At 67.7% G+C, this 22,634-nt stretch carries 21 protein-coding genes and 1 tRNA gene; 13 read left to right on the top strand and 9 right to left on the bottom strand.

The window, feature by feature from the left end:
* Position 1 precedes the first annotated feature (1 nt).
* The 8 genes from xerD to BKH33_RS10755 all read left to right on the top strand — a co-directional run bounded on the left by xerD (position 2) and on the right by BKH33_RS10755 (position 9,050).
* Positions 2-925: a site-specific tyrosine recombinase XerD gene (gene xerD, locus BKH33_RS10790; RefSeq protein WP_081392039.1), complete on the top strand. Its 924-nt coding sequence runs from the start codon at positions 2-4 to the stop codon at positions 923-925.
* 163 nt (positions 926-1,088) lie between these two features.
* Positions 1,089-1,961, top strand: coding sequence for a ParA family protein (locus tag BKH33_RS10785; protein WP_003784854.1), 873 nt, complete (start codon positions 1,089-1,091; stop codon positions 1,959-1,961).
* The gene (locus BKH33_RS10780; RefSeq protein WP_003784865.1) at positions 1,951-2,781 is read left to right on the top strand and encodes a segregation and condensation protein A; all 831 of its coding nucleotides are present in this window, start codon (positions 1,951-1,953) and stop codon (positions 2,779-2,781) included. Before BKH33_RS10785 ends, BKH33_RS10780 begins: the two co-directional genes overlap by 11 nt.
* Positions 2,778-3,377, top strand: a complete 600-nt coding sequence (gene scpB / locus BKH33_RS10775) for an SMC-Scp complex subunit ScpB (protein ID WP_003784874.1) — start codon at positions 2,778-2,780, stop codon at positions 3,375-3,377. Before BKH33_RS10780 ends, scpB begins: the two co-directional genes overlap by 4 nt.
* Positions 3,374-4,360: a pseudouridine synthase gene (locus tag BKH33_RS10770; protein ID WP_003784872.1), complete on the top strand. Its 987-nt coding sequence runs from the start codon at positions 3,374-3,376 to the stop codon at positions 4,358-4,360. The genes scpB and BKH33_RS10770 overlap by 4 nt, the downstream gene beginning before the upstream one ends.
* The gene (locus BKH33_RS10765; RefSeq protein ID WP_003784889.1) at positions 4,357-5,517 is read left to right on the top strand and encodes a prephenate dehydrogenase; all 1,161 of its coding nucleotides are present in this window, start codon (positions 4,357-4,359) and stop codon (positions 5,515-5,517) included. The genes BKH33_RS10770 and BKH33_RS10765 overlap by 4 nt, the downstream gene beginning before the upstream one ends.
* Positions 5,518-5,646: 129 nt before the next feature.
* Positions 5,647-7,806, top strand: a complete 2,160-nt coding sequence (gene der / locus BKH33_RS10760; protein ID WP_076142739.1) for a bifunctional cytidylate kinase/GTPase Der — start codon at positions 5,647-5,649, stop codon at positions 7,804-7,806.
* A 65-nt stretch (positions 7,807-7,871) separates the two neighbouring features.
* Entirely contained in the window at positions 7,872-9,050 is a 1,179-nt protein-coding gene (locus tag BKH33_RS10755) for a low temperature requirement protein A (protein WP_232621437.1), read from the top strand.
* A gap of 12 nt (positions 9,051-9,062) precedes the next feature.
* On the opposite strand, the gene BKH33_RS10750 is transcribed toward BKH33_RS10755, so the two are convergent.
* Positions 9,063-9,575 (bottom strand): VOC family protein, encoded by a 513-nt coding sequence (locus BKH33_RS10750; RefSeq protein ID WP_003784882.1) that lies wholly within the window; start codon positions 9,573-9,575, stop codon positions 9,063-9,065.
* 72 nt (positions 9,576-9,647) lie between these two features.
* On the opposite strand from BKH33_RS10750, the gene BKH33_RS10745 reads away from it, so the two are divergent.
* From BKH33_RS10745 to BKH33_RS10730, 4 genes are all read left to right on the top strand, one after another.
* Positions 9,648-10,463, top strand: a complete 816-nt coding sequence (locus tag BKH33_RS10745; protein WP_003784867.1) for a helix-turn-helix domain-containing protein — start codon at positions 9,648-9,650, stop codon at positions 10,461-10,463.
* Between the two features lie 116 nt (positions 10,464-10,579).
* Positions 10,580-12,235, top strand: coding sequence for a glucose-6-phosphate isomerase (pgi, locus tag BKH33_RS10740; RefSeq protein WP_003784886.1), 1,656 nt, complete (start codon positions 10,580-10,582; stop codon positions 12,233-12,235).
* A gap of 4 nt (positions 12,236-12,239) precedes the next feature.
* Positions 12,240-12,782, top strand: coding sequence for a GNAT family N-acetyltransferase (locus BKH33_RS10735; RefSeq protein WP_003784878.1), 543 nt, complete (start codon positions 12,240-12,242; stop codon positions 12,780-12,782).
* Positions 12,782-13,078 (top strand): rhodanese-like domain-containing protein, encoded by a 297-nt coding sequence (locus BKH33_RS10730; RefSeq protein WP_167368389.1) that lies wholly within the window; start codon positions 12,782-12,784, stop codon positions 13,076-13,078. Before BKH33_RS10735 ends, BKH33_RS10730 begins: the two co-directional genes overlap by 1 nt.
* Before the next feature lie 93 nt (positions 13,079-13,171).
* On the opposite strand, the gene BKH33_RS10725 is transcribed toward BKH33_RS10730, so the two are convergent.
* The 8 genes from BKH33_RS10725 to zwf form a co-directional block, all read right to left on the bottom strand.
* Positions 13,172-14,041 (bottom strand): HAD-IIB family hydrolase, encoded by an 870-nt coding sequence (locus BKH33_RS10725; RefSeq protein WP_003784877.1) that lies wholly within the window; start codon positions 14,039-14,041, stop codon positions 13,172-13,174.
* Positions 14,042-14,180: 139 nt separating this feature from the next.
* Complete coding sequence (locus tag BKH33_RS10720; RefSeq protein WP_003784884.1) at positions 14,181-15,134, bottom strand: CAP domain-containing protein; 954 nt, start codon at positions 15,132-15,134, stop codon at positions 14,181-14,183.
* 473 nt (positions 15,135-15,607) lie between these two features.
* Positions 15,608-15,684: transfer RNA gene (locus tag BKH33_RS10715), tRNA-Pro, on the bottom strand.
* A 97-nt stretch (positions 15,685-15,781) separates the two neighbouring features.
* Entirely contained in the window at positions 15,782-16,219 is a 438-nt protein-coding gene (locus tag BKH33_RS10710; RefSeq protein WP_003784862.1) for an RNA-binding S4 domain-containing protein, read from the bottom strand.
* A 25-nt stretch (positions 16,220-16,244) separates the two neighbouring features.
* On the bottom strand, positions 16,245-17,306 hold the full coding sequence (locus BKH33_RS10705; protein ID WP_003784855.1) for an HNH endonuclease family protein: 1,062 nt from the start codon (positions 17,304-17,306) through the stop codon (positions 16,245-16,247).
* Positions 17,307-17,340: 34 nt separating this feature from the next.
* On the bottom strand, positions 17,341-18,141 hold the full coding sequence (pgl, locus tag BKH33_RS10700; RefSeq protein WP_003784880.1) for a 6-phosphogluconolactonase: 801 nt from the start codon (positions 18,139-18,141) through the stop codon (positions 17,341-17,343).
* On the bottom strand, positions 18,134-19,102 hold the full coding sequence (locus BKH33_RS10695) for a glucose-6-phosphate dehydrogenase assembly protein OpcA (RefSeq protein WP_043539766.1): 969 nt from the start codon (positions 19,100-19,102) through the stop codon (positions 18,134-18,136). Before BKH33_RS10695 ends, pgl begins: the two co-directional genes overlap by 8 nt.
* Positions 19,099-20,682: a glucose-6-phosphate dehydrogenase gene (zwf, locus tag BKH33_RS10690; protein WP_076066699.1), complete on the bottom strand. Its 1,584-nt coding sequence runs from the start codon at positions 20,680-20,682 to the stop codon at positions 19,099-19,101. Before zwf ends, BKH33_RS10695 begins: the two co-directional genes overlap by 4 nt.
* A gap of 428 nt (positions 20,683-21,110) precedes the next feature.
* Here zwf and gndA point away from each other — a divergent pair, with 428 nt between their 5' ends.
* Positions 21,111-22,586 (top strand): NADP-dependent phosphogluconate dehydrogenase, encoded by a 1,476-nt coding sequence (gene gndA, locus BKH33_RS10685; RefSeq protein WP_003784875.1) that lies wholly within the window; start codon positions 21,111-21,113, stop codon positions 22,584-22,586.
* Positions 22,587-22,634 lie beyond the last annotated feature (48 nt).

The raw sequence follows: 22,634 nt of genomic DNA, 5'->3' as shown, positions 1-22,634 counted from the left end.
ACTGCGCGGCTACCTCGCGCATCTGCGCGTCGAGCGAGGGCTGAGCCCCCACACCCTGAGCGCCTACGAACGCGACCTGGGTCGCTACCTGCGCTACCTGAGAACCGGCGGCATCACGGTCCTGCAGGAGGTGAGCCGCGATGACGTGGCCGGCTTCCTCGAGGCGCTGCGCACCGGAGCCGACGGTGCCCGCCCGCTGGCCTCGTCGTCGGCCTCCCGAACCGTCACCGCCGTACGCGGCTGGCACAAGTTCCTCCTGGCGGAGGGCACCACCTCGCAGGACCCCTCGGCCACAGTGCGCCCGCCCCAGCCCGGCAGGCGGCTGCCCAAGGCCCTGAGCATCGAGGAGGTCCGCCGCCTGCTGGAAGCCGCAGGCATCGACGACTCCCCGGTGAGTCTGCGGGACCGCGCGCTGCTGGAGGTCCTCTACGCCACCGGTGCCCGCATCTCCGAGGCAGTGGGGCTCGTCGTCGACGACCTCGATGCCGACTCCCGGGTGCTGCGACTGTTCGGCAAGGGACGCAAGGAACGCGTGGTCCCCATGGGCACCTACGCCTGGGAGGCACTGGATGCCTACCTGGTTCGAGGTCGGCCGGTTCTGGCGGAGCGGGGCAGGGGAGTGCCGCAGGTCTTCCTCAACACCCTGGGCAGGCCGCTGAGCCGGCAGAGTGCCTGGGCCGTTCTGCAGCAGGCTGCCGAAAGGGCCGGTCTCGCCGGAGCCGGTGTCCCCGACGAGCGTCGTATCTCGCCCCATACCCTGCGGCACTCCTTCGCCACCCACCTGCTGGCCGGAGGGGCGGACGTGCGTGTCGTCCAGGAGATGCTCGGGCACGCATCGGTCACCACCACCCAGATCTACACGAAGGTCACCGTCGACCATCTGCGGGAGGTCTACGCCACAAGCCATCCGCGCGCGCTGGCCTGAGCGCCGAGTGCGCTCCTGAAACGTCAGGGGATCCGGCTCTTGGTGAGGGGAGCCTGGGCGCCGGCCGACGCCTTCCTGAAAGCCGGATCCTGTTTAGCCCGTTCTCTGGCGTGTCCCGTCTGAACTGGGCGAGGTGGAGCCGACTTCGACTAGGCTGACGGATGTGAATGACTCCATCCAGCCAGGCCTGATCGACAACCCCGGCACCGAAGAGAGCGAGGAGAAGGACTTCCCCGTTCCCGCGCCGCTGGAGTCGCACGGACCCGCTCGGGTCATCTCCATGTGCAACCAGAAGGGCGGCGTTGGCAAGACCACGACGACAATCAACCTCGGCGCGGCGCTGGCCGAGCTGGGGCGCAAGGTCCTCATCGTCGACTTCGACCCTCAGGGGGCGGCTTCCGCCGGGCTGGGCATCAACGCCCACGAGCTCGACTCCACGATCTATGACCTGCTCGTCGCCAGCCGTCCGGACATCCGCACCGTCATCCATGAGACCACCGTGGAGGGACTGGATATCGTCCCGGCCAACATCGACCTGTCCGCCGCCGAGGTCCAGCTCGTCAATGAGGTCGCCCGTGAACAGGCCCTCAAGCGGGTGCTACGTCCTGTCCTTGACGAGTACGACGTCATCCTCGTGGACTGCCAGCCCTCGCTCGGGCTTCTGACCATCAACGCCCTGACCGCCTCCCACGGCGTCATCATCCCGCTGGAGACCGAGTTCTTCGCCTTGCGAGGGGTGGCGCTTCTGGTGGAGACCGTTGAACGGGTCAAGGACCGTCTCAACGCCACCTTGGAGATCGACGGCATCCTGGCCACCATGGTGGACTCCCGGACCCTGCACTCGCGTGAGGTGCTTGAGCGTCTTGAGCAGGCCTTCGGCGAGCAGCTCTTCGACACGCGCATCCGGCGCACGATCAAGTTCCCGGACGCCTCCGTGGCCAACGAGCCGATCACCAGCTACGCGCCCTCCCACCCCGGTGCGGATGCCTACCGCCGGCTGGCCCGTGAGGTCATCGCCCGCGGCGATGTCGCCTGAGTCGGAGGACCAGGAGTCTCAGGGCCCACCCAGGCTGCCCGGGTTCAGCGTCGCCCTGCCCCAGTTCGAGGGGCCCTTCGATCTGCTCCTGAGCCTCATCGCCCGCAAACGGCTCGACGTCACTGAGCTGGCGCTGGCTGAGGTGACCGACGACTTCATCGCCCACATGCGTTCGGACTGGGACCTGGGACGTGCTTCGGAGTTCATCGTGGTGGCCTCCACCCTTCTGGCCCTCAAGGCGCACCGCCTCCTGCCTCGTGATGAGGATGACGAGGAACCCGACCTCGAGCTGCTCGAGGCCCGCGACCTGCTTTTCGCCCGGCTCCTGCAGTACCGGGCCTTCAAGGAGGCCGCAGCCGCCTTCCGCCACCGGGCGGAGACCTCCGCTCGCAGCCATCCCCGGATCGTCGCGCTGGAACCGCACCTGGCCGCGCTCCTGCCCCGGCTGGTAGCCACCATCACTCCCGAGGAGCTCACGCGGCTGGCGGTCGGCGCCTTCACCCGGCCCACGGATCCGGGAGTGCAGACCGTCCACCTTCACGAGCGGGTCCCGGTCGGAGAACAGCTGAGCCTCATTGTCCTGAGACTGCGTCGTCACGGAACCCTGACCTTCGCCCAGATCATTGAGGACGCCGAGCGCACGGCCGTCGTCGTGGCCCGGTTCCTGGCGCTGCTCATCCTTCACCGGCAGGGCAGCGCCGAGCTGGACCAGGTCGAGGCCATGGGCGAGATCACCGTGACCTGGTGTGCCGGTCAGGACGATCCGACCGGCATGATGGCCTCCGACGACCTGATCGAGCTCGAGGAGGAATTCGCATGAGCGAGGCCGCCGAGCCCCAGCTGCGCAGCGCCGCCGAGGCGATTCTCATCGTCGCCGACGAACCGGTGACCACCGCCTCGATCGCAGATGCCCTCGGCATTGAGGAGCGATCGGCCGAGACGTTGCTGGAGCACCTCGCCGCCGAGTACCGGGGAGAGGCACCTGACAGCCGCACCCACGGCTTCCTCCTGCGACGGGCAGCCGGAGGGTGGCGCTTCGCCTCCGTGCCCGAGCACGCCGAGCTCGTCGAGCAGTTCATCATCGGCGGCGCCACCGCGCGCCTGAGCCAAGCCGCCCTGGAGACCCTCGCCGTCGTGGCCTACCGCCAGCCGGTCACCCGCGGTCGCGTCGCGGCGATTCGGGGTGTCAACGTCGACGGCGTCATGCGCACCCTGCACGCCCGCGGCCTCATCGAGGAGGCCGGGGCCGAGACCTCCGGTGCCATCCTGTACCGGACCACGGGAGAGTTCCTGGAGTACCTGGGAATCGACTCCCTGGACGAGCTACCACCCCTGGCTCCCTACCTGCCTCGTGTCGAGGCACTGGGGGAGATCGTCGAACAGGCCGATGAGATGGCCGGTAGGAGGACCTCATGACCCCGAGGAAGCACCGCAGCAGGACCGACTCAAAGACCATCTCAGTACCCGACAGCGACTTCGGTGGCCAGGAGTTCTACGACGAGGACGACCTCGAGGAGCTGGACGAGCACAGTGACGCTGCTGATTTGGCCGCCTTCGATGCCGAAGCCATCGATGAGGACGAGGAGTCCCGTCTGCTGGCAATGCGTGAGCGCGCCTCCAAGGGTGGTCAGGACGACCCGCACGTCGCTTCTGGACAGAGGCTGCAGAAGGTCCTCGCCCACGCCGGAGTCGCCTCACGCCGGGCCTGCGAGCAGCTCATCGCCGACGGCCGCGTCAGCGTCGACGGCATCACCGTCACCGAGCCGGGTGTCAGGGTGGATTCGCGGACCCAGGAGATCCGCGTCGACGGCAGCCGGATCCTCACCAACCCCGAGCTCATCACCCTCATGCTCCACAAGCCGGCCGGGGTCGTGACCACCATGGAGGACCCTGAGGGCCGCCCGACGGTGGCCCAGTACGGACGCGACTACCTGGCCGAGCACCCCGAGCTGCCCGACTCGCTGCGCCTGGTGCACGTCGGTCGTCTCGACACCGAGACCGAGGGGCTGCTTCTGCTGTCCAACGACGGTGAGCTCTCCCACCGGCTCATGCACCCCAGCTTCGAGATCGCCAAGACCTACGTCGCCATCGTTGAGGGGCAGGTCGAGCCGTGGGTGCCGCGCAAGCTGCGGCGCGGCATGGAGCTCGAGGACGGCGAGGCACGGGCGGACCGGGTCACCGTCAAGGACTCCGGGCCTCGGGGATCCATCGTCGAGATCACCCTACACTCGGGCAAGAACCGCATCGTGCGGCGCATGCTGGACGCCGTCGGCCACCCGGTGACGCGCCTGGCGCGTACGAGACTGGGACCGCTGCGGCTGGGCAGCCTGCGCCCCGGTGAGACCCGCCCCCTCAGCGGCGAGGAGATCGCGGCACTCCAGCAGGAGGTCGGGCTGTGAGCGCGGCCAAGTCCCGGGCATCGGTGTCCACACGTGGACCGGTCCTCATCATCGGCACCGGCCTCCTGGGAACGTCTCTGGCCCTGGCGCTGCGGACAGCGGACGTCGAGGTCCAGCTCTCCGACACCTCGCCCACGTCCTTGGCCCTGGCCCGTGACATGGGGGCGGGAACGCCCCACGACAAACACAGCCCCGAGCCGCAGATCGTCGTCGTGGCCACCCCGCCCGACGTGACCGCCGACGTCGTCGTCGCGCAGCTGAGCGCCCACCCGAATGCCGTGGTCACTGACGTGGCCTCCGTCAAGGAACGGGTCGTCGCGGAGGTTCGGGCCCGGGCGGGAGCGGAGGCGCGCAGGTACGTCGGCTCCCACCCGATGGCGGGCCGCGAGCGCTCGGGTGCCGGCTCCGCCGATTCCGATCTCTTCGCCGGACGTCCCTGGGTGGTTGTCGGTCAGGACTCGGATCCCGAGGCGGAGCTGGCCATCAGGAACCTGGCGGTCGATGTGGGTGCTACCCCGGTGCGCATGGGAGCGTCGGAGCACGACGCCGCCGTCGCCGCCGTCTCCCACATGCCCCAGCTCATCGCCTCCCTCGTGGCCGCCCGCCTGGAGGAGCTGGGGGAGAGCGCCCTGGCCCTGTCGGGTCAGGGACTTCGCGACGTCACCCGGATCGCGGCCTCGGACCCCCGGCTGTGGTCGGCCATCATCGTGGGCAATGCCGGTCCCGTGGCCGACCTGCTGCGCCGGATCAGTGACGACCTTAGCGCGTTGATCGCGGGGGTCGAGGCGGCTGCTTGCGATCCTGGTGGTCCCGAGTACACGGCCACCGGCGCGGTGAGCACGATCGCACCTGGGGCCGTCGGTGCCGTCACCGATGTCATGACTCGCGGAAACGCAGGACGGGCCCGTATCCCCGGAAAGCACGGCGGGGCGCCGCGCCGTTATGCCGAGGTCCAGGTCCTCGTGCCCGACGCCGCCGGCGAGCTCGGTCGGCTCTTCTCCGACGTCGGTGCCGCCGGTGTCAACATCGAGGACTTCTCCCTGGAGCACTCGGCCGGTCAGAGCGCCGGGATTGCGCTCATCTCCGTCCTGCCGGCGGCCGCCCAGGGGCTGGAGGAGGCCCTGGACGCCAAGGGCTGGCGCGTCGTCGCGGGCTGACACCGGTTCACTGCGCGCCTGCCGGCCGCCTGTGTCAGTGCTCATGGGGTCCTGATCCGCAGTATCGCGCCGGAGTGTGGGACGCTTGGCCCAGTTCTTGACCGGAATCGGACTCTGCTGGAGGACACCATGGGAATCGTCGTCGCTATCGACGGGCCGAGCGGGTCGGGCAAGTCCACCGTCTCGCGGCGCGTGGCCACCACGCTCGGACTGGCCTACCTCGACACCGGTGCCATGTACCGGGCCGCGGCCTGGTGGTGCGAGCACGAGGGGGTTGACCTGGACGACGGGGCCGCCGTCGCCGATGCCGTCGCTGCGATGCCGCTGCACATGGGTCTGGATCCCGAGCACCCCACCTTCACCGTGGACGGAACTGATGTGTCGGCCGCGATCCGTGACCCGCACATCGCCACGATCGTCTCCAAGGTCGCCACCAACCTCGAGGTGCGTGCCGAGCTGGCCCGCCGTCAGCGCGAGATCATCCGCTTCGAGGCGACCGGGCGCACCGGCTCCTTCTCCGGGGGAGCCGGCATCGTGGCCGAAGGACGTGACATCACCACCGTCATCGCCCCCGACGCCGACGCCCGCCTGCTCGTGACCGCCTCGGAGGAGGCCCGCCTGACGCGCCGCGCCGGGGACCTGGAGGCCGCCGGCAAGCAGGTCGACGCCGTCGCCCTGCGCGACCAGGTGGTACGCCGCGACCGCGACGACTCCACGGTCTCCCAGTTCCTCACCGCGCCCGAGGGCGTCACCCTGGTGGACACCTCGGAGCTGAGCCTGGAGCAGTCCGTCGAGCGGGTCCTGGACCTGGTGGAGGAGGCCGCCGACTCCGCCGCCCGGCGCGACGCCGAGGAGGACCTGCGAGCCCAGGCCATGCGCGAGGGCTTGGGTGACTATGAGCTCGATGAGGAGGATCTCGCTCTTCTGGAGGCGGACGGGCAGCTCCCAATCGGCGACCGGGCCGAGGCCGGGCTGCCGGTGCTGGCTGTCGTCGGCCGGCCCAACGTGGGTAAGTCGACACTGGTCAACCGGGTTCTGGGCCGCCGCGAGGCCGTCGTCCAGGACACCCCCGGTGTCACCCGTGACCGAGTCTCCTACCCGGCGGAGTGGGCCGGGCGCCGCTTCACCATCGTTGACACCGGCGGCTGGGAGGTGGACGTAGCCGGCCTCGATGCCGCCGTGGCCACCCAGGCCGAGGTCGCCGTCGAGATGGCCGACGCCGTCCTTCTGGTCGTCGATGCCCAGGTCGGTATCACCGAGACCGACGCGCGCGTGGTGCGGATGCTGCGCCGCAGCGGCAAGCCGGTGGTCCTGGCCGCCAACAAGGTCGACTCCCCAGCGCAGGAGGGAGACGCCGCCGCCCTGTGGAACCTGGGACTGGGTGAGCCCTTCCCGGTCTCGGCCCTGCACGGCCGGGGCAGCGGTGAGGTCCTCGACGCCGTCATGGAGATCCTCCCAGAGGTCTCCGCTGTGGCCGCCGCCGCGCCCGAGGGAGACCTGCACCGGGTTGCCCTCGTGGGGCGGCCCAACGTCGGCAAGTCCTCGCTGCTGAACTCCATCGCGGGCCGGGAGCGCGTCGTCGTCAATGAGACCGCCGGCACCACCCGCGACCCGGTCGACGAGATCATCGAGCTCGACTCCCGCAAGTGGGTCTTCGTCGACACCGCCGGGATCCGCCGGCGCGTCAAGCAGTCACGGGGCGCCGACTACTACGCGGTCCTGCGCACGCAGGGCGCCATCGACAAGGCCGAGGTCGCCGTCGTCCTCCTCGACGCCTCCGAGCCGATCAGCGAGCAGGACGTGCGCGTCGTCCAGCAGGTCGTCGACGCAGGTCGCGCCCTGGTCCTGGTCAACAACAAGTGGGACCTGGTGGACGAGGAGCGTCAGAAGATGCTGCTGTGGGAGGTCGAGCACGACCTGGCCCACGTCTCCTGGGCCCCTCACATCAACCTGGCCGCCCGGACCGGCTGGCACACCAACCGGCTCGTGCGCGCCCTCGACGCCGCCCTGGACGGCTGGACCACCCGAGTACCTACGGGCCGGCTCAACGGCTTTCTGGGGCAGCTGCAGTCCGCCACCCCACACCCGGTGCGCGGCGGCAAGCAGCCTCGCATCCTCTTCGCCACCCAGGTTCAGGTGGCCCCGCCCCGGATCGTCATCTTCACCACTGGTTTCCTCGACGCCGGCTACCGGCGCTTCATCGAGCGCCGCCTGCGCGAGGAGTTCGGCTTCACTGGCACCCCCATCCAGATCGGGGTGCGCGTGCGCGAGAAGCGCCAGCGGCGCTGAGACGAGCTTTCGGGAGAAAACGGAGCAACCATGCCTGACCACGTACTGATTACGTGAGGAGAAGCGTGACTGCACAGAGGTCCTCCGAGCGTCGCGGGGATGTCTCGCTGCTGCCGCACCGGGCTGTGGACCCGGTGATGCTCTTCTTCGACCTGGTTTACGTCTTCCTCATCACTGAGCTCAACGGCGTCATTCGGGAGGAAACCGGTTGGAGAGGGCTTGCACATGCCGGAGTCCTGCTGGTTTTCATCTACTGGCAGTGGCTACTGGTGACGATCCAGTCCAGCCTGCGTGACGCGTCGACGAATCGTCACCGCCTCACCATCATGACCCTCATGGTGATCGTCATGGTCAGCGCGGTCGCCGTGCCTCGCGCCTTCGGGGAACGGGCACTGATATTCGCGACGTCGTGCTGGCTCTCGCGCATGGTCATCACCTTCCGTCTGGCGCGGCACGAGAACTCCAACGCCTTCCGCATGGACCTGGTCTCCAGCCTCATCCAGGGACCCCTCATGCTCGGCGGGGCCATCATGGGCGGCAACGGCCAACTGGCACTGTGGACCCTCGCGGCGCTGTGGGAGATCACCGGCCCCCTGCGGCACAGCCGAACCATGAGCGCCCAGCACTACGACGTCGGCAACGTCGTGGAGCGCTTCAGCCTCCTCATCATTGTGGCTCTCGGTGAGACGATCGTGTCGATCGCGACTCCTCAGACTGGGATCGAGCATCTGACCTGGGGCGACCTGGGCGGTCTCGCTGCCGCCTTCGTCCTTGTGGGCGGGCTGTGGTGGGCCTACTTCCACCACAGCCTCGGTCTCATGGAGCACTACATCAACCGGGCGCGCGTTCCCTTCCGTGCCGTGCGCAGCCTCCTCGCCTACGGTCACCTCGCTCTGGCGGCCGGACTGATCGCCTTGGCCGCCGGCCTCCATCACGTGATGGAGGAGCCACACGACCGCGTCCCGATGGAGACGTCGGCCCTCCTGAGCAGCGGCGTCATCGTTTTCCTCGCCATGTTCGCCGTCATCAGGTTACGCAACGCACGCAAGATCTACCGATCCCGTGTCGTGGCCTGCGCCCTGTGCCTTGCTCTCATCCCCGCAGGCCCTCACATGAGCGGAGTGCTCCTGGTCAGTCTCCTCGCTCTCATTACGGTGGCCGAGTGTCTCTGGGAGACACTGGCTCCGGCCGGCGCGGGCGTTCCCGATCTCGATGAGCTCGCCGACCGGGCCGCCCGGACCTGAGCGTTGGCCGCCCTACTTCTCACCGCCCGCCTGCTCCTTGGCCCATACGGCAACACGAGCCGCGCTCTCCTCCTTGGACAGGTCCTCGACCCGGGTCATGACCGCCCACCGCACGCCGAAAGGGTCGCGGATGGAGGCGAACCTGTCCCCGGACACGAAAGTGGTAGGCGGTTCCAGCAAGGTTGCGCCGGCGGCAGTGGCCCGCTCAGTGACGGCGTCGACGTTCGGGCAGTACAGACCGATCGAGTAGCAGACCGGCTCGTCCGACGGGGTCGCGACCAGACCGGACAAGGCGGACGGCTCACCGATCTGGAGCCTTCCGTGACCGAAGTCGAGCTCCGCGTGGACGACCGCTCCCTCGATCTCGACGCTGTCCGCGATGCGCGCCCCGAAGACGTCGCGATAGAACCGAAGTGCCCGGTCGGCGCCGTCAATGGCCAGAAACGGTGTGATGCTGGTGAATCCGTGCGGAGTCCCGTCAGTCGTGTACTGACCAGTGGCCCCGGATACGTTACGTGTACTCATGTCAACGACTGTAGGAACGACAAAGGTGCCTCCGCTTGAAGATCTGCGACAGTTCCGGAAAGGTGAGGAACCGTGCCCGAGACGACCGCTGATCAGCGGGGGATCCTCTACCCCTCCAGGCTTCCAACCTTTCACCGTGAGCCTGTCTCCGAGGCACTGGCCGACCGTGTCCGCTGGATCTGGATTCCGCGCTGGGACCTGCCCGCAGGACAACGGGAGCGGCAGGAGGTTCTCCCGTTCCCGGCCTGTAACCTCGTGGTCGAGCCGGATGGTGTCTCCCTGTACGGCCCGACGACGAGCATCTCCTATCGCGAGCTGGAAGGCCGGGGATGGGCAGTCGGAGCCCTTCTGCGACCGGCGGGTGCAGGCGCGCTGTGCTCCCCGTCCCTGATTCGGGACTCCCATCGGCCGCTCGAGGACCCTGACCTGAAGGTCGCCGTCGCCGACGCTATGGCGGATACGAACACGACGACGGGTGGACAATGTGCCGCCAGCGCGCTGGCAGCCTGGGTGGCGCAGTACACCGGGCCGCCACAAGCGATGGCGCTCACGGCCAACAGGATGGAGGACGTCGTCGCCTCCGACAGAAGCATTCTGCGCGTCGATCAGCTGGCGCGGCGCCTCGATCTCTCCATCCGAAGTCTGCAACGACTCTCCGAGAGATACATCGGTCTGCCCCCACTTGCCGTGATCAGACGCTATCGGCTCCAGGAAGCGGCACAACGGCTGCGGGAGGATCCTTCCGTCACCGTCGCGCAAGTGGCCGCCGAGCTCGACTACGCGGACCACGCCCACCTGACTGCCGACTTCCGACGAGTCCTGGGTCTCTCACCGAGCCGGTACAGACAGCAGACCATCAGCGATCGTCAGGCTCTCAGTGACCGGTAACGGGTTCAAACCTTGGGCGGCGCCGCGCGAGGTCAGAAGTCAACAGGACTCCGCGAGTGTGAGAACGGTTGGCACCAGAGAGTGGCGCGCGGCTGTGACACCCATAGACTGTAGCCATGCTGAATCCGGTTGACCCCACCACCACGCCCGCCTGGAAGCGCCTCACCGAGCTCCACGACACCATGACCCCGGACCTGCGCGCCTGGTTTGCCGACGACCCGCAGCGCGCCGAGCGCTTCTCCTACGAGCTGGGGGACCTCTACGTCGATCTGTCCAAGAACCTGCTGACCGACGACGTCCGCGACGCCCTGGTCGAGCTCGCCGAGCAAGTGGACGTCCCGGGCCGCCGTGACGCCATGTACGCCGGCGAGCACATCAACATCACCGAGGACCGCGCCGTCCTCCACACGGCCCTGCGCCGCCCGGCCACTGACTCCCTGACCGTGGACGGCCAGGACGTCGTCGTCGACGTCCACGAGGTCCTGGAGAAGATTTACGCCTTCGCCCGCCGCGTGCGCTCTGGGGAGTGGACCGGCATCACCGGCAAGCCCATCAAGACGGTGGTCAACATCGGCATCGGCGGCTCTGACCTCGGCCCCGTCATGGTTTACGAGGCGCTCAAGCCCTACGTGCAGAAGGGCCTTCAGTGCCGTTTCATCTCCAACATCGACCCCACCGACTGCGCCGAGAAGGTCGCGGACCTCGACCCGGAGACGACCCTGTTCATCATCGCCTCCAAGACCTTCACCACCCTGGAGACTCTTACCAACGCCCGCATGGCCCGTGACTGGTTCCTGTCCGCTCTGCAGGCCAAGGGCATTGAGACTGACGGCGCCATCGCCAAGCACTTCGTGGCCGTGTCCACCGCCCTGGATAAGGTCGCCGAGTTCGGCATCGACCCGGCCAACGCCTTCGGCTTCTGGAACTGGGTGGGCGGGCGCTACTCGGTGGACTCCGCCGTCGGCACGGTTCTGGCCGTGGCCATCGGCCCGGAGAACTTCGCCGACTTCCTCTCCGGCTTCCACACCGTTGACGAGCACTTCGCCACCAGGGCTCCGGCCGAGAACGTCCCCATGCTCATGGGCCTGCTCAACGTCTGGTACGTCAACTTCTTCAAGGCCGGCTCCCACGCCGTCCTGCCCTACGCCCAGTACCTGCACCGTTTCGCCGCCTATCTCCAGCAGCTCACCATGGAGTCTAACGGCAAGTCCGTGCGCTGGGACGGCAGTCCCGTGACCACTGAGACCGGTGAGGTCTTCTGGGGCGAGCCGGGCACCAACGGCCAGCACGCCTTCTACCAGCTCATCCACCAGGGCACCCAGCTCATCCCCGCGGACTTCATTGCGGTGGCCAACCCCGCTCACCCCACCAAGGACGGGGGAGTGGATGTTCACGAGCTGTTCCTGTCCAACTACCTGGCCCAGACCGCAGCGCTGGCCTTCGGCAAGACCGCCGATGAGGTGCGTGCCGAGGGCACCCCTGAGGAGATCGTTCCGGCCCGCGTCTTCGCCGGCAACAAGCCGACCACCTCGATCCTCGCCCCGGCCCTGACGCCTGCGGTCGTCGGAGAGCTCATCGCCCTCTACGAGCACATCACCTTCACCCAGGGCATCGTGTGGGGCATCGACTCCTTCGACCAGTGGGGGGTCGAGCTCGGCAAGAAGCTGGCCCTCGAGATCGCCCCCGCCGTCCAGGGGGACGAGGAGGCTCTCGCAGGTCAGGACGCCTCCACCCGCAGCCTCATCACTCGCTACCGCAGTCTGCGTCGTTAACCCCATGTGTCCCGACGGCGACTCAGCGGCGATCGATCCGTACGAAGGAGCTCAGCACATCCACGTGCGCGCGGCAGACACGGCGGATGCGTCATGCATTGCCCGCCTGCTGTTCGACTTCAACACCGAGTTCGATACTCCGACGCCCTCGGCCAAGGAGCTGACCACCAGGTTCCTGACGATGCTGAGACGTCAGGACGTCATGGTTCTCCTGGTTGAGGACAGCAGTGCTGATCACTCACGAGCAGTGGGCTTCGCGTACCTGACCCTGCGTCCCACGCCATACAGCGAGGGGCCGGTTGCTGAGCTGGAGGAGCTCTATGTGCAGCCGGAACGGCGCAACCGCGGCGTCGGCTCCCGATTGCTCGAACAGGCACTGGAGCAGGTGCGACAACGCTCCGCGCTCGAGATGCGTATCGGCGTTGATGAGGCCGACACCGATGCCCGACGCTTCTATGAGCGCCACGGCTTCCGGAACACCGAGCCCGGCGAGACCAGCCGAATGCTCTGTTATGTCAGCGACCCACCACCCTTGAGGAGGACATGATGAAAGAGGTCAGCGCCGATGAGCTGCGTGGCCGGCTCGGGACGGAGGAGGACCTGGTGGTCCTTGACGTGCGAGAGCCGGACGAGGTGGCGCAAGCAGCCATTTCTGGATCGGTCAACATCCCACTGGGACAGGTCGTCGACCGGATGAGCGAGCTCGACCCCGCCAGGCCCACTGCGGTCATCTGCGCCGGAGGCGTGCGCTCCGTCAAGGCGATCGAGGCCTTGACCGCGGCCGGATACACCGGTGAGCTGGTCAACGTACGCGGCGGAATGAAGGCTTGGCTGGAGCGATAGTGATGCGGAGGTCAGTGCTCTGAAAGACTCCGCTCGTGCTGCGCAGAGGGACGGTGTCGGATCCCGATCGATCCGACACCGTCCCTCTCCGTCTCAGTCTCTCCTCCGTGAGCGCCGAAGCAGCTCCTCGACCATGCGCAGCACCCCGTCCTCAGTGTTGGCCGGCGCCGTGAAGGCGGCTGCCGCACGGATACCGGGGTGAGCGTTGCTCATAGCGAAACCCAGGTCCGCGTGCTCGTAGAGGTCAAGATCGTTGAGGTAGTCACCGAAGACAGCCGTCTGCTCCGGAAGGATCCCGAACCTGGCCTGAAGCGCCGCCAGCGCGCGTCCCTTCGAGGCATGCGGGGACGTCATGTCCATCCAGTGCAGACCGGACACGGCGGTCTGGACGCTTGGGACCGCCGCGGCCAGCGCCTGCGAGCTGCCGTTCTCGACGTCATCGAAGTCGAAGACCGCGACCTTGAGCACCTCATCCAGGGGGATGGTCATGAGGTCGTCAACGATCTCCAGCGCCGCGTAGTAAAGCCGGGCCTGAGCCAGGAAGGCGGGATCGGATCGCTCGATGTAGGCGCAGCGTTTGCACGCCACCACAGTCCCGACGTCGTAGCCGGAACTCGCCAGCTCCCGAGCTGTGGCAATGGCGGCACCGGCCTCCTCTGCGCTGATGGTGTCAGAGTGGATCTCCTCATTCCCGTGGACGGCGAGGGCCCCGCTTTCCGCGATGAGCGGTGAGTCATCAACGACATGTCCCAGAACCGCACGGAGGTTGGCCAGCTGTCTGCCCGAGGCGGGAGCGAAGATGATGCCGGCCTCACGCATCCGGGCAACGACCTCGTCCAGCCTGACAGGAACGCGGCCGTCACCATCAATGAGGGTCCCGTCCATGTCTGTGACGATGAGGCGCAGGTCGATCTCGGCGGGTAGCGGCGCAAGATACTCTGATTCAAGGGGTAAACGCTTCACGTGCCCATCCTCTCAGGGTTCGTCCCTCGAGGTGGACAATGACGGAGACGACAACGACGGGCGCCTGTTGTCCACCAACATGCGTGGACAACAGGCGCCCGTCAGAGAAACGGCTCGTCTTGTCGGAGCCTCAGCTCAGTCAGCCGGCCTGGCGACGGCGCATGACGAGGAAGGAGCCGGTACCGAGCAGACCGGCGGCGACAACGGCGATGGCGATGCTCGGACCGGTGGTGGCCAGCGCGGACTTCGTCGGAGTGCTCTTGGGAGCCGCGACCGCAGGAGTCGAGGACGGCTTGGCCGGGGTGGCAGTGGCCGTGACGGTCTTAGTGGTGGCCGTGGTGGCCGGAGCGGACGGCGTCGGGGTGGCCGCGGGGGAGGTGGTCTCTGTCGCCGGAGGAGCGACCGGAGCCGCAGGAGTCGTCTCAGTGGTCGGCGTCGACGACGTGGTCTCCGGGGTCGGCTGCGGGGCGGGGGTGTCCGACGGCGGGGCGTCGTTCGTCGTCGTCGTGGTGTTGGTGGTCGTCGTCGTGGTGTTGCTGGTCGTGCTGGTTGTCTGGGTCAGCGTCGTGTTGCTGACGTTGTAGGCGGCGAAGTTCTGAGTGGCGTACCACCTGCCGTCCGAGGTCTGGGCGAATCCGATGCCGATGGAGTTGACGTTCGGGTCCGTCATGTTCTTGTAGTGGCCGGGGGAGTTGAGCCACTGGTCGAAGATCAGCGCACCGGTGTCGCCACCCGCGGTACGCCAGGCCACGTTCTCTGAACCGGTGGTCCAGCCCGCCGGGTAGGCCGACGTGAAGTCGGGGCGGTGGCTCATGCTGTTGGCGGCAGCCTGCTGCTCGGACCAGTCCTGTGCGACGGTGTCGAGCTCCTGGTACCGGGTCACGGGCTGAAGGCCCAGGCTGCTGCGCAGCTCGTTGACCTTGTTCAGGACGGTGTTGGCGTACTGGGCCCCATCCGCGGACACCTGAGCGGGAACAGCCGCGGCAGCGGCGGGTGCACCCTGAGGAGCGGCCGGAGCGGCCAGTGCGGTTGAGGAAACGGTCAGCGGCACGACGGTGAGCGCAGCTGCGGCGATGACGCGCTTGATGTTCATGTGTCGTTCTCTCTGATCGGGGACATGAGAACACAGTCGGATTCGCAACAACCGGCTATGAACCGGTGTGCAGGATGCTGTGAAGACACCCTTGATGTCGACAAACACTCAACCACAGTCGTTCGGACCATGCATGTTATTGGGTTGTGACTTTCCTGACCGAATTTGGCGCCCGGCTGAATCGGGGACATGTGAGTTGCTGTTCCGCTTTCGTGGGGTTATGTCAGCAAAAAGTAGGTACGTAAGGTTGAGGGTGGGGTAAGTGCCGTCGTTGCAACGTTTACTCGAGCGTAACCAACTTGGAAGAAGGTTCCAAAAGGAGAAATAAGAATAAATATACTCCATGGTTGTTATGGGAGTTACAGATGTGACGGATATTGATGCGGATATGGCTGGAGAAACGAAGCAGCCTTGCTGCAAAAGTGTATTGGCAAATAAAAATCCGCACCGTCTTCGGTGCGGATGCTTGTATTTGGTCGGGCTGGCGGGATTTGAACCCACGACCCCTTGACCCCCAGTCAAGTGCGCTACCAAACTGCGCCACAGCCCGTTGTCTTACGGCAATCAGCCGCTCGCAACGAGTAGAACCCTAACCCATGGGGCGGCTCCTTCAGAAATCCGTCGACGGTGAGGCCGCTCACCTCAGTTCAGTTGTGGTCTCCCCGATGGCGGCCTCCTCCCATGAGGGCGTCGAGCTGGCGTCTCTCCTTCTTCGTGGGGCGGCCGGCACCACGATCCCGAATGACTGCGGCCGGGGCATCCAAGGGAGACGGACGCGGGGGAGAGGTGTCGATGTACGCAGTACGGGCGATCGGCGCGCCCACCCTCTTGGTGAGAATCCGGGTCACCGTAAGAAGCCGGTCGAAACCGTCGACGCGGTAGCGGACCTCGTCTCCCACCGAGACGTGCTGGGCCGGCTTGGCGGTCTCGCCATTGATGCGCACGTGTCCTGCCTTGCAGGCGCTCGTCGCGGCCGAGCGGGACTTGATCTGCCGCACGCTCCACAGCCAGACGTCGATACGTGCCGACGTCGGCCCGTTCGGGTCACCGGCGCCGGAGGACCCGGCCTGAGAACGAGCTGTCATGGGAGCCATCCTAGGCAGACCGTTCTCAACGACGGTGTGCGGATCTCGCTCGACGACGCCGTGTTCCACGTCCCCGAGCACGTCCTCGAGCGATGAGTCCCCATCCCAGCACGAGGGCGCCAAGAGCGGCCAGAGCCGAGTAACCGGGAGTTCGCCATATGGCAGAGCCCATCTCCTGAGCCGTGCGAGTGGCCTGCTCCGGAAGGGACTCGGCTCCGTCGCCGCCAGCGAGGCAGTCGGTCAGGGTGGAGTGCAGGGCCTGCTTGTCCGCCTGGGGCAGGCCAAGCCGGTACGCGCCGGCCACTGAGACGAAACGACGCGCGTAGGTACAGCGATAGGAGGAGCTGGAGGGCCACCAGCCTCCGGGGCCGGTGGGCCGCCAGCTGCCGGTGTCCGTGGAACCGACCGGGCAACTCGCCGGCCCGCAGGCGCCCTTGGCCTGGTTGGCCTCACCGTCGACGGCGATGAGGTTCAGCGGGTCATTGGCTACTAGCAGCCGCGTGCGTTCATCCCACTGCCAGGCACCGTGGGCGTAGAGGTAGTTCAGCGGTACCACGTGATCGATCTGAACGGCGGCCGAGGTGTCCTGGCCGCGGCTGAAGGCGATCCTTCTGCCGGTGTACGGGTCCTGGAGCGTTCCCGCCCAGACAGTGGCATCCGGACACACCCCCGCGCCCTGGCCACGCCCCTGCTCACGGGACTGAACTCCGTCGGCGCGCGAGTAGTCAGCATCGGCAAGGTCCCGGGCCAGGATCTCGTTGCGGGTGTCGCAGCCGTCGCCGTCGACGTCCGTCCATGCCTCGCCGAACCAGCCGGTGCGGGAGCCTCCTTCGCTCCAGGACTGCGCGGCGGGGGCGTCCGCGGGCAGCTCCGACAGTGCTTCGAGTGAGGCCTTAGGGGACAGGATGAAATCGCCGCGCTGGTCCCACGGCGCCTCGTGAAGGGCAGCGAGCTCAGAAGAGGCCGAGTCCTGGGCGGGCCCTGAAGAGGCATCGTCGGCCTGGACCGGCGACACCGTCATCAGGCCCCAGACACCGAGCGCACCAAGGACACCGAGGCGTGTCAGGAACCGGCCGGGGAAGCTCATGCGCCAACGGTAGTACCACCCGCCGACACGATCCTTATCGGCCCTCGACGCCGCAGCTCGCGGCAGCCGGCTCATCCAGGTACCAGGTGGTCTGCCGGCCCCGGCAGCAGGAGGCGGGTGCTGAGAGGACGTCAGGCGTACCCAGCCCCAGGCGCACTGCCTCGGCCTTGCCCGCGCCGCCGGCCACCACCATGACCCGGCCAGCGCGCTGTAGAACCTCGAAGGTCAGGGAGCAGCGCTGGGAAGGGGGCTTGGGCGACCTGCGTACAGCCACGGCTGGTACCCCCACCGCGAGCGCGGCCGGGTGCCCGGGAAAGAGGGAGCAGACATGGGCATCGGGCCCCAGGCCCACATGGACGACGTCGAAGCCGCCACTGGCCAGTCCCGCCGACTCCAGCTCGTGGACCATACGTGCCGTCGCCTCATCGAGCCCACTGACATCCTGCGGAGCGGCCAGACGGTGCACCTGGGACTCCCGTACTCCGGCGGCAATGAGTGGCGTGGCCAGCATGTCGTTGCGTTCCGGGTCCCCCATGGGAACGAAGCGCTCGTCGCCGAACCACAGGTGGATGCCGCAGCGTACGGGCTCGGGCTGGGCGGCGATGAGCGGTGCTAGGGCCTCGGCCAGCGCGACCCCGCCGGACCCTCCCGTCAGCGCCACGTGTGCGACTCCCCGGTCCGCAACCGCCTCGGCCAGGGCCTGTGTCGTGTCCTGGCAGGCCAGCCCGGCGGCGTCGGCCAGTGTCGCTGCGACGACGACGGTTGGTTCAGGGGCCGCAGCCGCCCCCATCTGGATCTCAGTGATCGTCCGGCCGTCAGCAGCGTTGTCAGTCATGAGCGGGCTCCTCGAGCAAGGTGGCCAGGACCTCCTGGTAAACGAGATCAGGGGTGAGCCGACGCAGCTCCTCGTTGAGGGTGCTCACCGGCTCTCGGCGGGCCATCGTCACCACCTGCGGCTCGGGTGAGCCAGGACGGGTGATTGTCACCCGCTCCAGATCGTGGCGGGCGATGACGACGTCGCCGTCGTCGGTCCTGGCCGTGATGGACGAGATGCCCTTGAATCCCTCCTCATCGACACGTCTCACAGGGACGTCCAGGCGGAGCCGCAGCCAGGCGATCATGAGGGAGAGCGAGGAGTTTCTGGGCTCACCGGCAACGACCACCTCGTGCAGCCTGCCCGAGCGAAGAATCGGGTCCAGCGTGGAGGCCACCATGGCACGCCACAGGGTGATCCTGGTCCAGGCCAGATCGATGTCGCCGCGCACGCTCACCGGGGCCAGCTGACGCAGCGCCCTGGCGGGGAAGTCCTGTGCGGGAGTGTTGGTGATCCGCGTGGAGCCCAGGCGACCCAACGGATCCTGAGAGGGGACCTCGGGAACGGTCGTCGGCCACCACACGACCACCGGGGCGTCAGGCAGGAGGAAGGGCACCACCAGCGTGTCGGTGTGCAGAGCCGCCTCGTCCCAGGGGCGCAGGACCAGTGTCTCGCCGGCTCCGGCGTCATGGCCCACACGGATCTCGGCATCCAGGTGCCCGCCGGCCTGAGCGGAGACGTGCCCGTCGCGGCTGCGCGGCCTCACCCGATCGGCGTCCTCCTCAGGCGGCTTGACAACGGCGATGACCCGGCACGGGTGGTCCCGGCTGGCTCCGTGCGCAGCGCACAGCGCCTCCTCCAGTCCCGCCTCGTCGGTGGAGATGACGAGCGTCAGCACTCGGGAGGACCCAGAAGTGCCCTCGTGCTCCACAAGTCGGGAGACGATCCGGGAGGTGGTCGTTGCGGTCAGCGTGGTGATCATGAGCGCCTCCAGGTGCGGCCGTCGCGGGCAAGGAGTTCGTGGGCACTGGCCGGGCCCCAGGAACCGGGGCGATAGCCATCGGGGGCTCCCTGTGCGGCCCAGTGCTCGATGACAGGATCCAGGATGCGCCAGGACAGGTCGACCTCGCGCTGGTGGGGGAAGAGCGGGGCGTCGCCCAGGAGCGCATCGAGGATGAGGCGCTCGTAGGCCTCCGGTGACTCCTCGTTGAAGGTGGCTCCGTAGCCGAACTCCATGGAGACGTCGCGCAGCTCCATCTGGGTGCCCGGAACCTTGGAGGCCAGTCGCAGCGTGATGCCCTCATCGGGCTGGATCCGCAGCACGATCGTGTTGGCCCCCACGGCTGTGGTGGCTGCCGCCTCGAAGGGCAGGAACGGGGGCTGCTTGAAGACGACTGCCACCTCTGTCACCCGGCGGGTGAGACGCTTGCCGGCGCGCAGGTAGAACGGCACCCCCGCCCAGCGGCGGTTGGCGATCTCCAGGCGCACGGCAGCGAAGGTCTCGGTCCGGGAGTCGGCGGCGACACCGTCCTCCTCCAGGTAGCCCCTCACGGGCAGCCCACCCTGGAAGCCGGCCTCGTAGCGTCCTCGGGCCGTGGTGAGATCCAGGTCCAGAACTCCGTCGCGCTCCAGGCGCACGCAGTTGAGAACCTTCTCCTTCTCCAGACGCACGGCGGCCGCGTCCATGTTGGTGGGCTCCTCCATGGCCGTCAGTGCCAGGAGCTGGAGCAGGTGGTTCTGGATGACGTCACGTGCTGAGCCGATGGTGTCGTAGTAACCGGCCCTGGTGCCGATGCCGATGTCCTCGGCCATCGTGATCTGGACGTGGTCGACGTAGCGCTGGTTCCACAGAGGCTCGAACATCGTGTTGGCGAAGCGCAGCGCCAGGATGTTCTGCACCGTTTCCTTGCCCAGGTAGTGGTCCACCCGGAAGACGTCGTCGGGACGCACGATCCGTCCCACGAGGGCGTCGAGCTCACGGGCGCTGGCGCGGTTGTGCCCGAAGGGCTTCTCAATGACCACGCGACGCCAGGCGTCGGCCGACTCCTCCACCAGTCCGGAGCGGGCGATACGCTCAGTCACGGCCGGGAACCATCCCGGGGGAATCGACAGGTAGAAGGCGCGGTTCCCGCGGGTGCCTCGGGTGGCGTCCAGGTCGTCCACGACGCGGGTGAGCTGGACGTAGGCGTCGTCGTCCTCGAAGGAGCTGAACTCCACGAAGCGCATTCCGGCGGCCAGCTGCTCCCAGATCGCGGGGCGCCACGGGGTGCGAGCCCCTGCACGAACGGCCTTCTCCACGTACTCGCGCAGGTCGTCGTCGGACCAGGAACGCCGGCCGACGCCCACCAGCGAGAAGCTGGGGGAGAGCAGGCCGCGGTTCGCCAGGTCGTAGATGGCGGGCAGGAGCTTGTGGCGCGCGAGATCACCGGTGATGCCGAACATCACCAGCACACAGGGGTCGGCGATACGCGGTAAGCGAAGGTCGCGGGCGTCGAGAAGCGGGTTGGCTGCTCGCGCGGGCCGCGACAGCGGTAGCGGAGTCGCAGAGTCGGAGCTGGACACGTCAGCCTTTCTGAGAATCGACGAAGCATGGGGCAGGCAACGGCAACAGACCGGCGGCGAGCTGTCGGCAGACTGCCTAGGCACTGTGGTCCGGAAGCTTCGGTCAGGGCTGCAGCAGGAGATCGAAGGGCCGTGCGAGCCGAATGCCACTGTAACGCGCCCGTGGGGGTCTCACCTGGCAAGGGCGGGCTCACCGTGAGCCGTCACACTCCTTCCGGGGCATGACTGAACCACGGACGATCCTCGTGCGCGAGGGCCGGAGGCGGTAGGGTCAACGGCGTTGACCGGTACCGGTGGGTGTCCGTCGGCGTCTGGACCAGGATTGCCGACGCGTCGTCCTCGCCTCGCGGATCGCAACGAGCATCGTCCGGTACCACGTCTTGGAACCGCAGGGCTGTCACAGGCCTGTCACGCAGGAAAGGACCTCCATGAGCAGCTTCACCCCGGCACCAGCCACAGCCGACCTCGGTGTCTTCGGGCTGGGGGTGATGGGAGCGAACCTGGCACGCAACCTGGCTCGCCACGGTCACGCGGTCGCCGTCTTCAACCGCACGCTGGCCCGCACCGAGAGGCTCATCGAACGGCACGGCTCCGAGGGCGACTTCGTGCCCGCGGCCGACCTGAAGGATTTCGTGGCCTCTCTGCGCACCCCCCGCGTGGCCATCATCATGGTCCAGGCCGGAGCAGCTACCGAGGAGGTCATTGAGGAGCTCGCCGCGCTCATGGAGCCCGGTGACATCATCGTCGACGCCGGCAACACTCTGTACACCGACACCCGGCGTCGTGAGGTCTCCCTGCGCGAGCGCGGCCTGCACTTCGTGGGCATGGGCGTCTCCGGCGGGGAGGAGGGCGCACTCAACGGCCCTTCGATCATGCCCGGCGGTACCGCTGAGTCCTACAAGCGCCTGGGGCCGATGCTGGAGTCCATCTCGGCGCACGTCGACGGCGTGCCCTGCTGCACCCACGTGGGCCCTGACGGCGCCGGCCACTTCGTCAAGATGGTCCATAACGGTATCGAGTACGCCGATATGCAGCTCATCGCCGAGGCCTACGACCTGCTGCGCCACGTCGGTGGCTTCACCGTCCCCGAGATTGCTGAGGTCTTCCGCTCCTGGAAGGACTCCGAGCTCGACTCATACCTCATCGACATCACCACCGAGGTCCTCTCCCACACCGATGCCACCACTGGGGAACCGTTCGTCGACGTCGTCGTGGATGCCGCCGGCCAGAAGGGCACCGGGGTGTGGACCACCCAGACGGCTCTTGAGCTGGGGGTCGCCGTGCCCGCCATCGCCGAGGCCACCTTCGCCCGCGCCGTCTCCTCCGCCGGCGCGGCGCGAGCCGCCGTCCAGGCAGCAGATATCGCCCCGGGAACCTCGACTCCGACCCTGGCCAACCCCGAGGAGCGGCGCGCCTTCGTGGACGCCGTCAGGCAGGCTCTCTACGGCTCCAAGATCGCCGCCTACGCCCAGGGCTTCGATGAGATCGCCACCGCCTCGGCCCAACTCGACTGGAATATCGACCTGGGGGCCATGGCGCGTATCTGGCGGGGAGGCTGCATCATCCGGGCCCGCTTCCTGGACGACATCACCCGCGCCTACGACGAGAACCCCAGCCTCGCCAGCCTGCTGACGGCGCCGGTCTTCGCCTCCTCCCTGGCCACGGTGCTGCCCGCCTGGCGCCAGGTCGTGGCCACGTCCGCAACCGCCGGTGTCCCGGCCCCGGCCTTCGCCTCCTCCCTGGCCTACGTCGACCAGCTGCGCTCACCGCGACTGCCGGCCGCCCTTATTCAGGGACAGCGCGACTTCTTCGGCTCGCACACCTACCACCGCACGGACGACGTCGAGGGGGTCTACCACACGCTGTGGGCCACGTCCGAGCGCACCGAGGAGAAGTGGAGCTGAGCCCCGCCTCAGCCTCCATCCTCCCCACCTTCCGCGAGACTCCCGCAC

The sequence above is a fragment of the Actinomyces naeslundii genome (genome assembly GCF_001956585.1).
Lineage (GTDB): Bacteria > Actinomycetota > Actinomycetes > Actinomycetales > Actinomycetaceae > Actinomyces > Actinomyces naeslundii.
The sequence above is the reverse complement of the archived record's forward strand: the minus strand, read 5'-3'. Positions and strand labels throughout refer to the sequence as shown.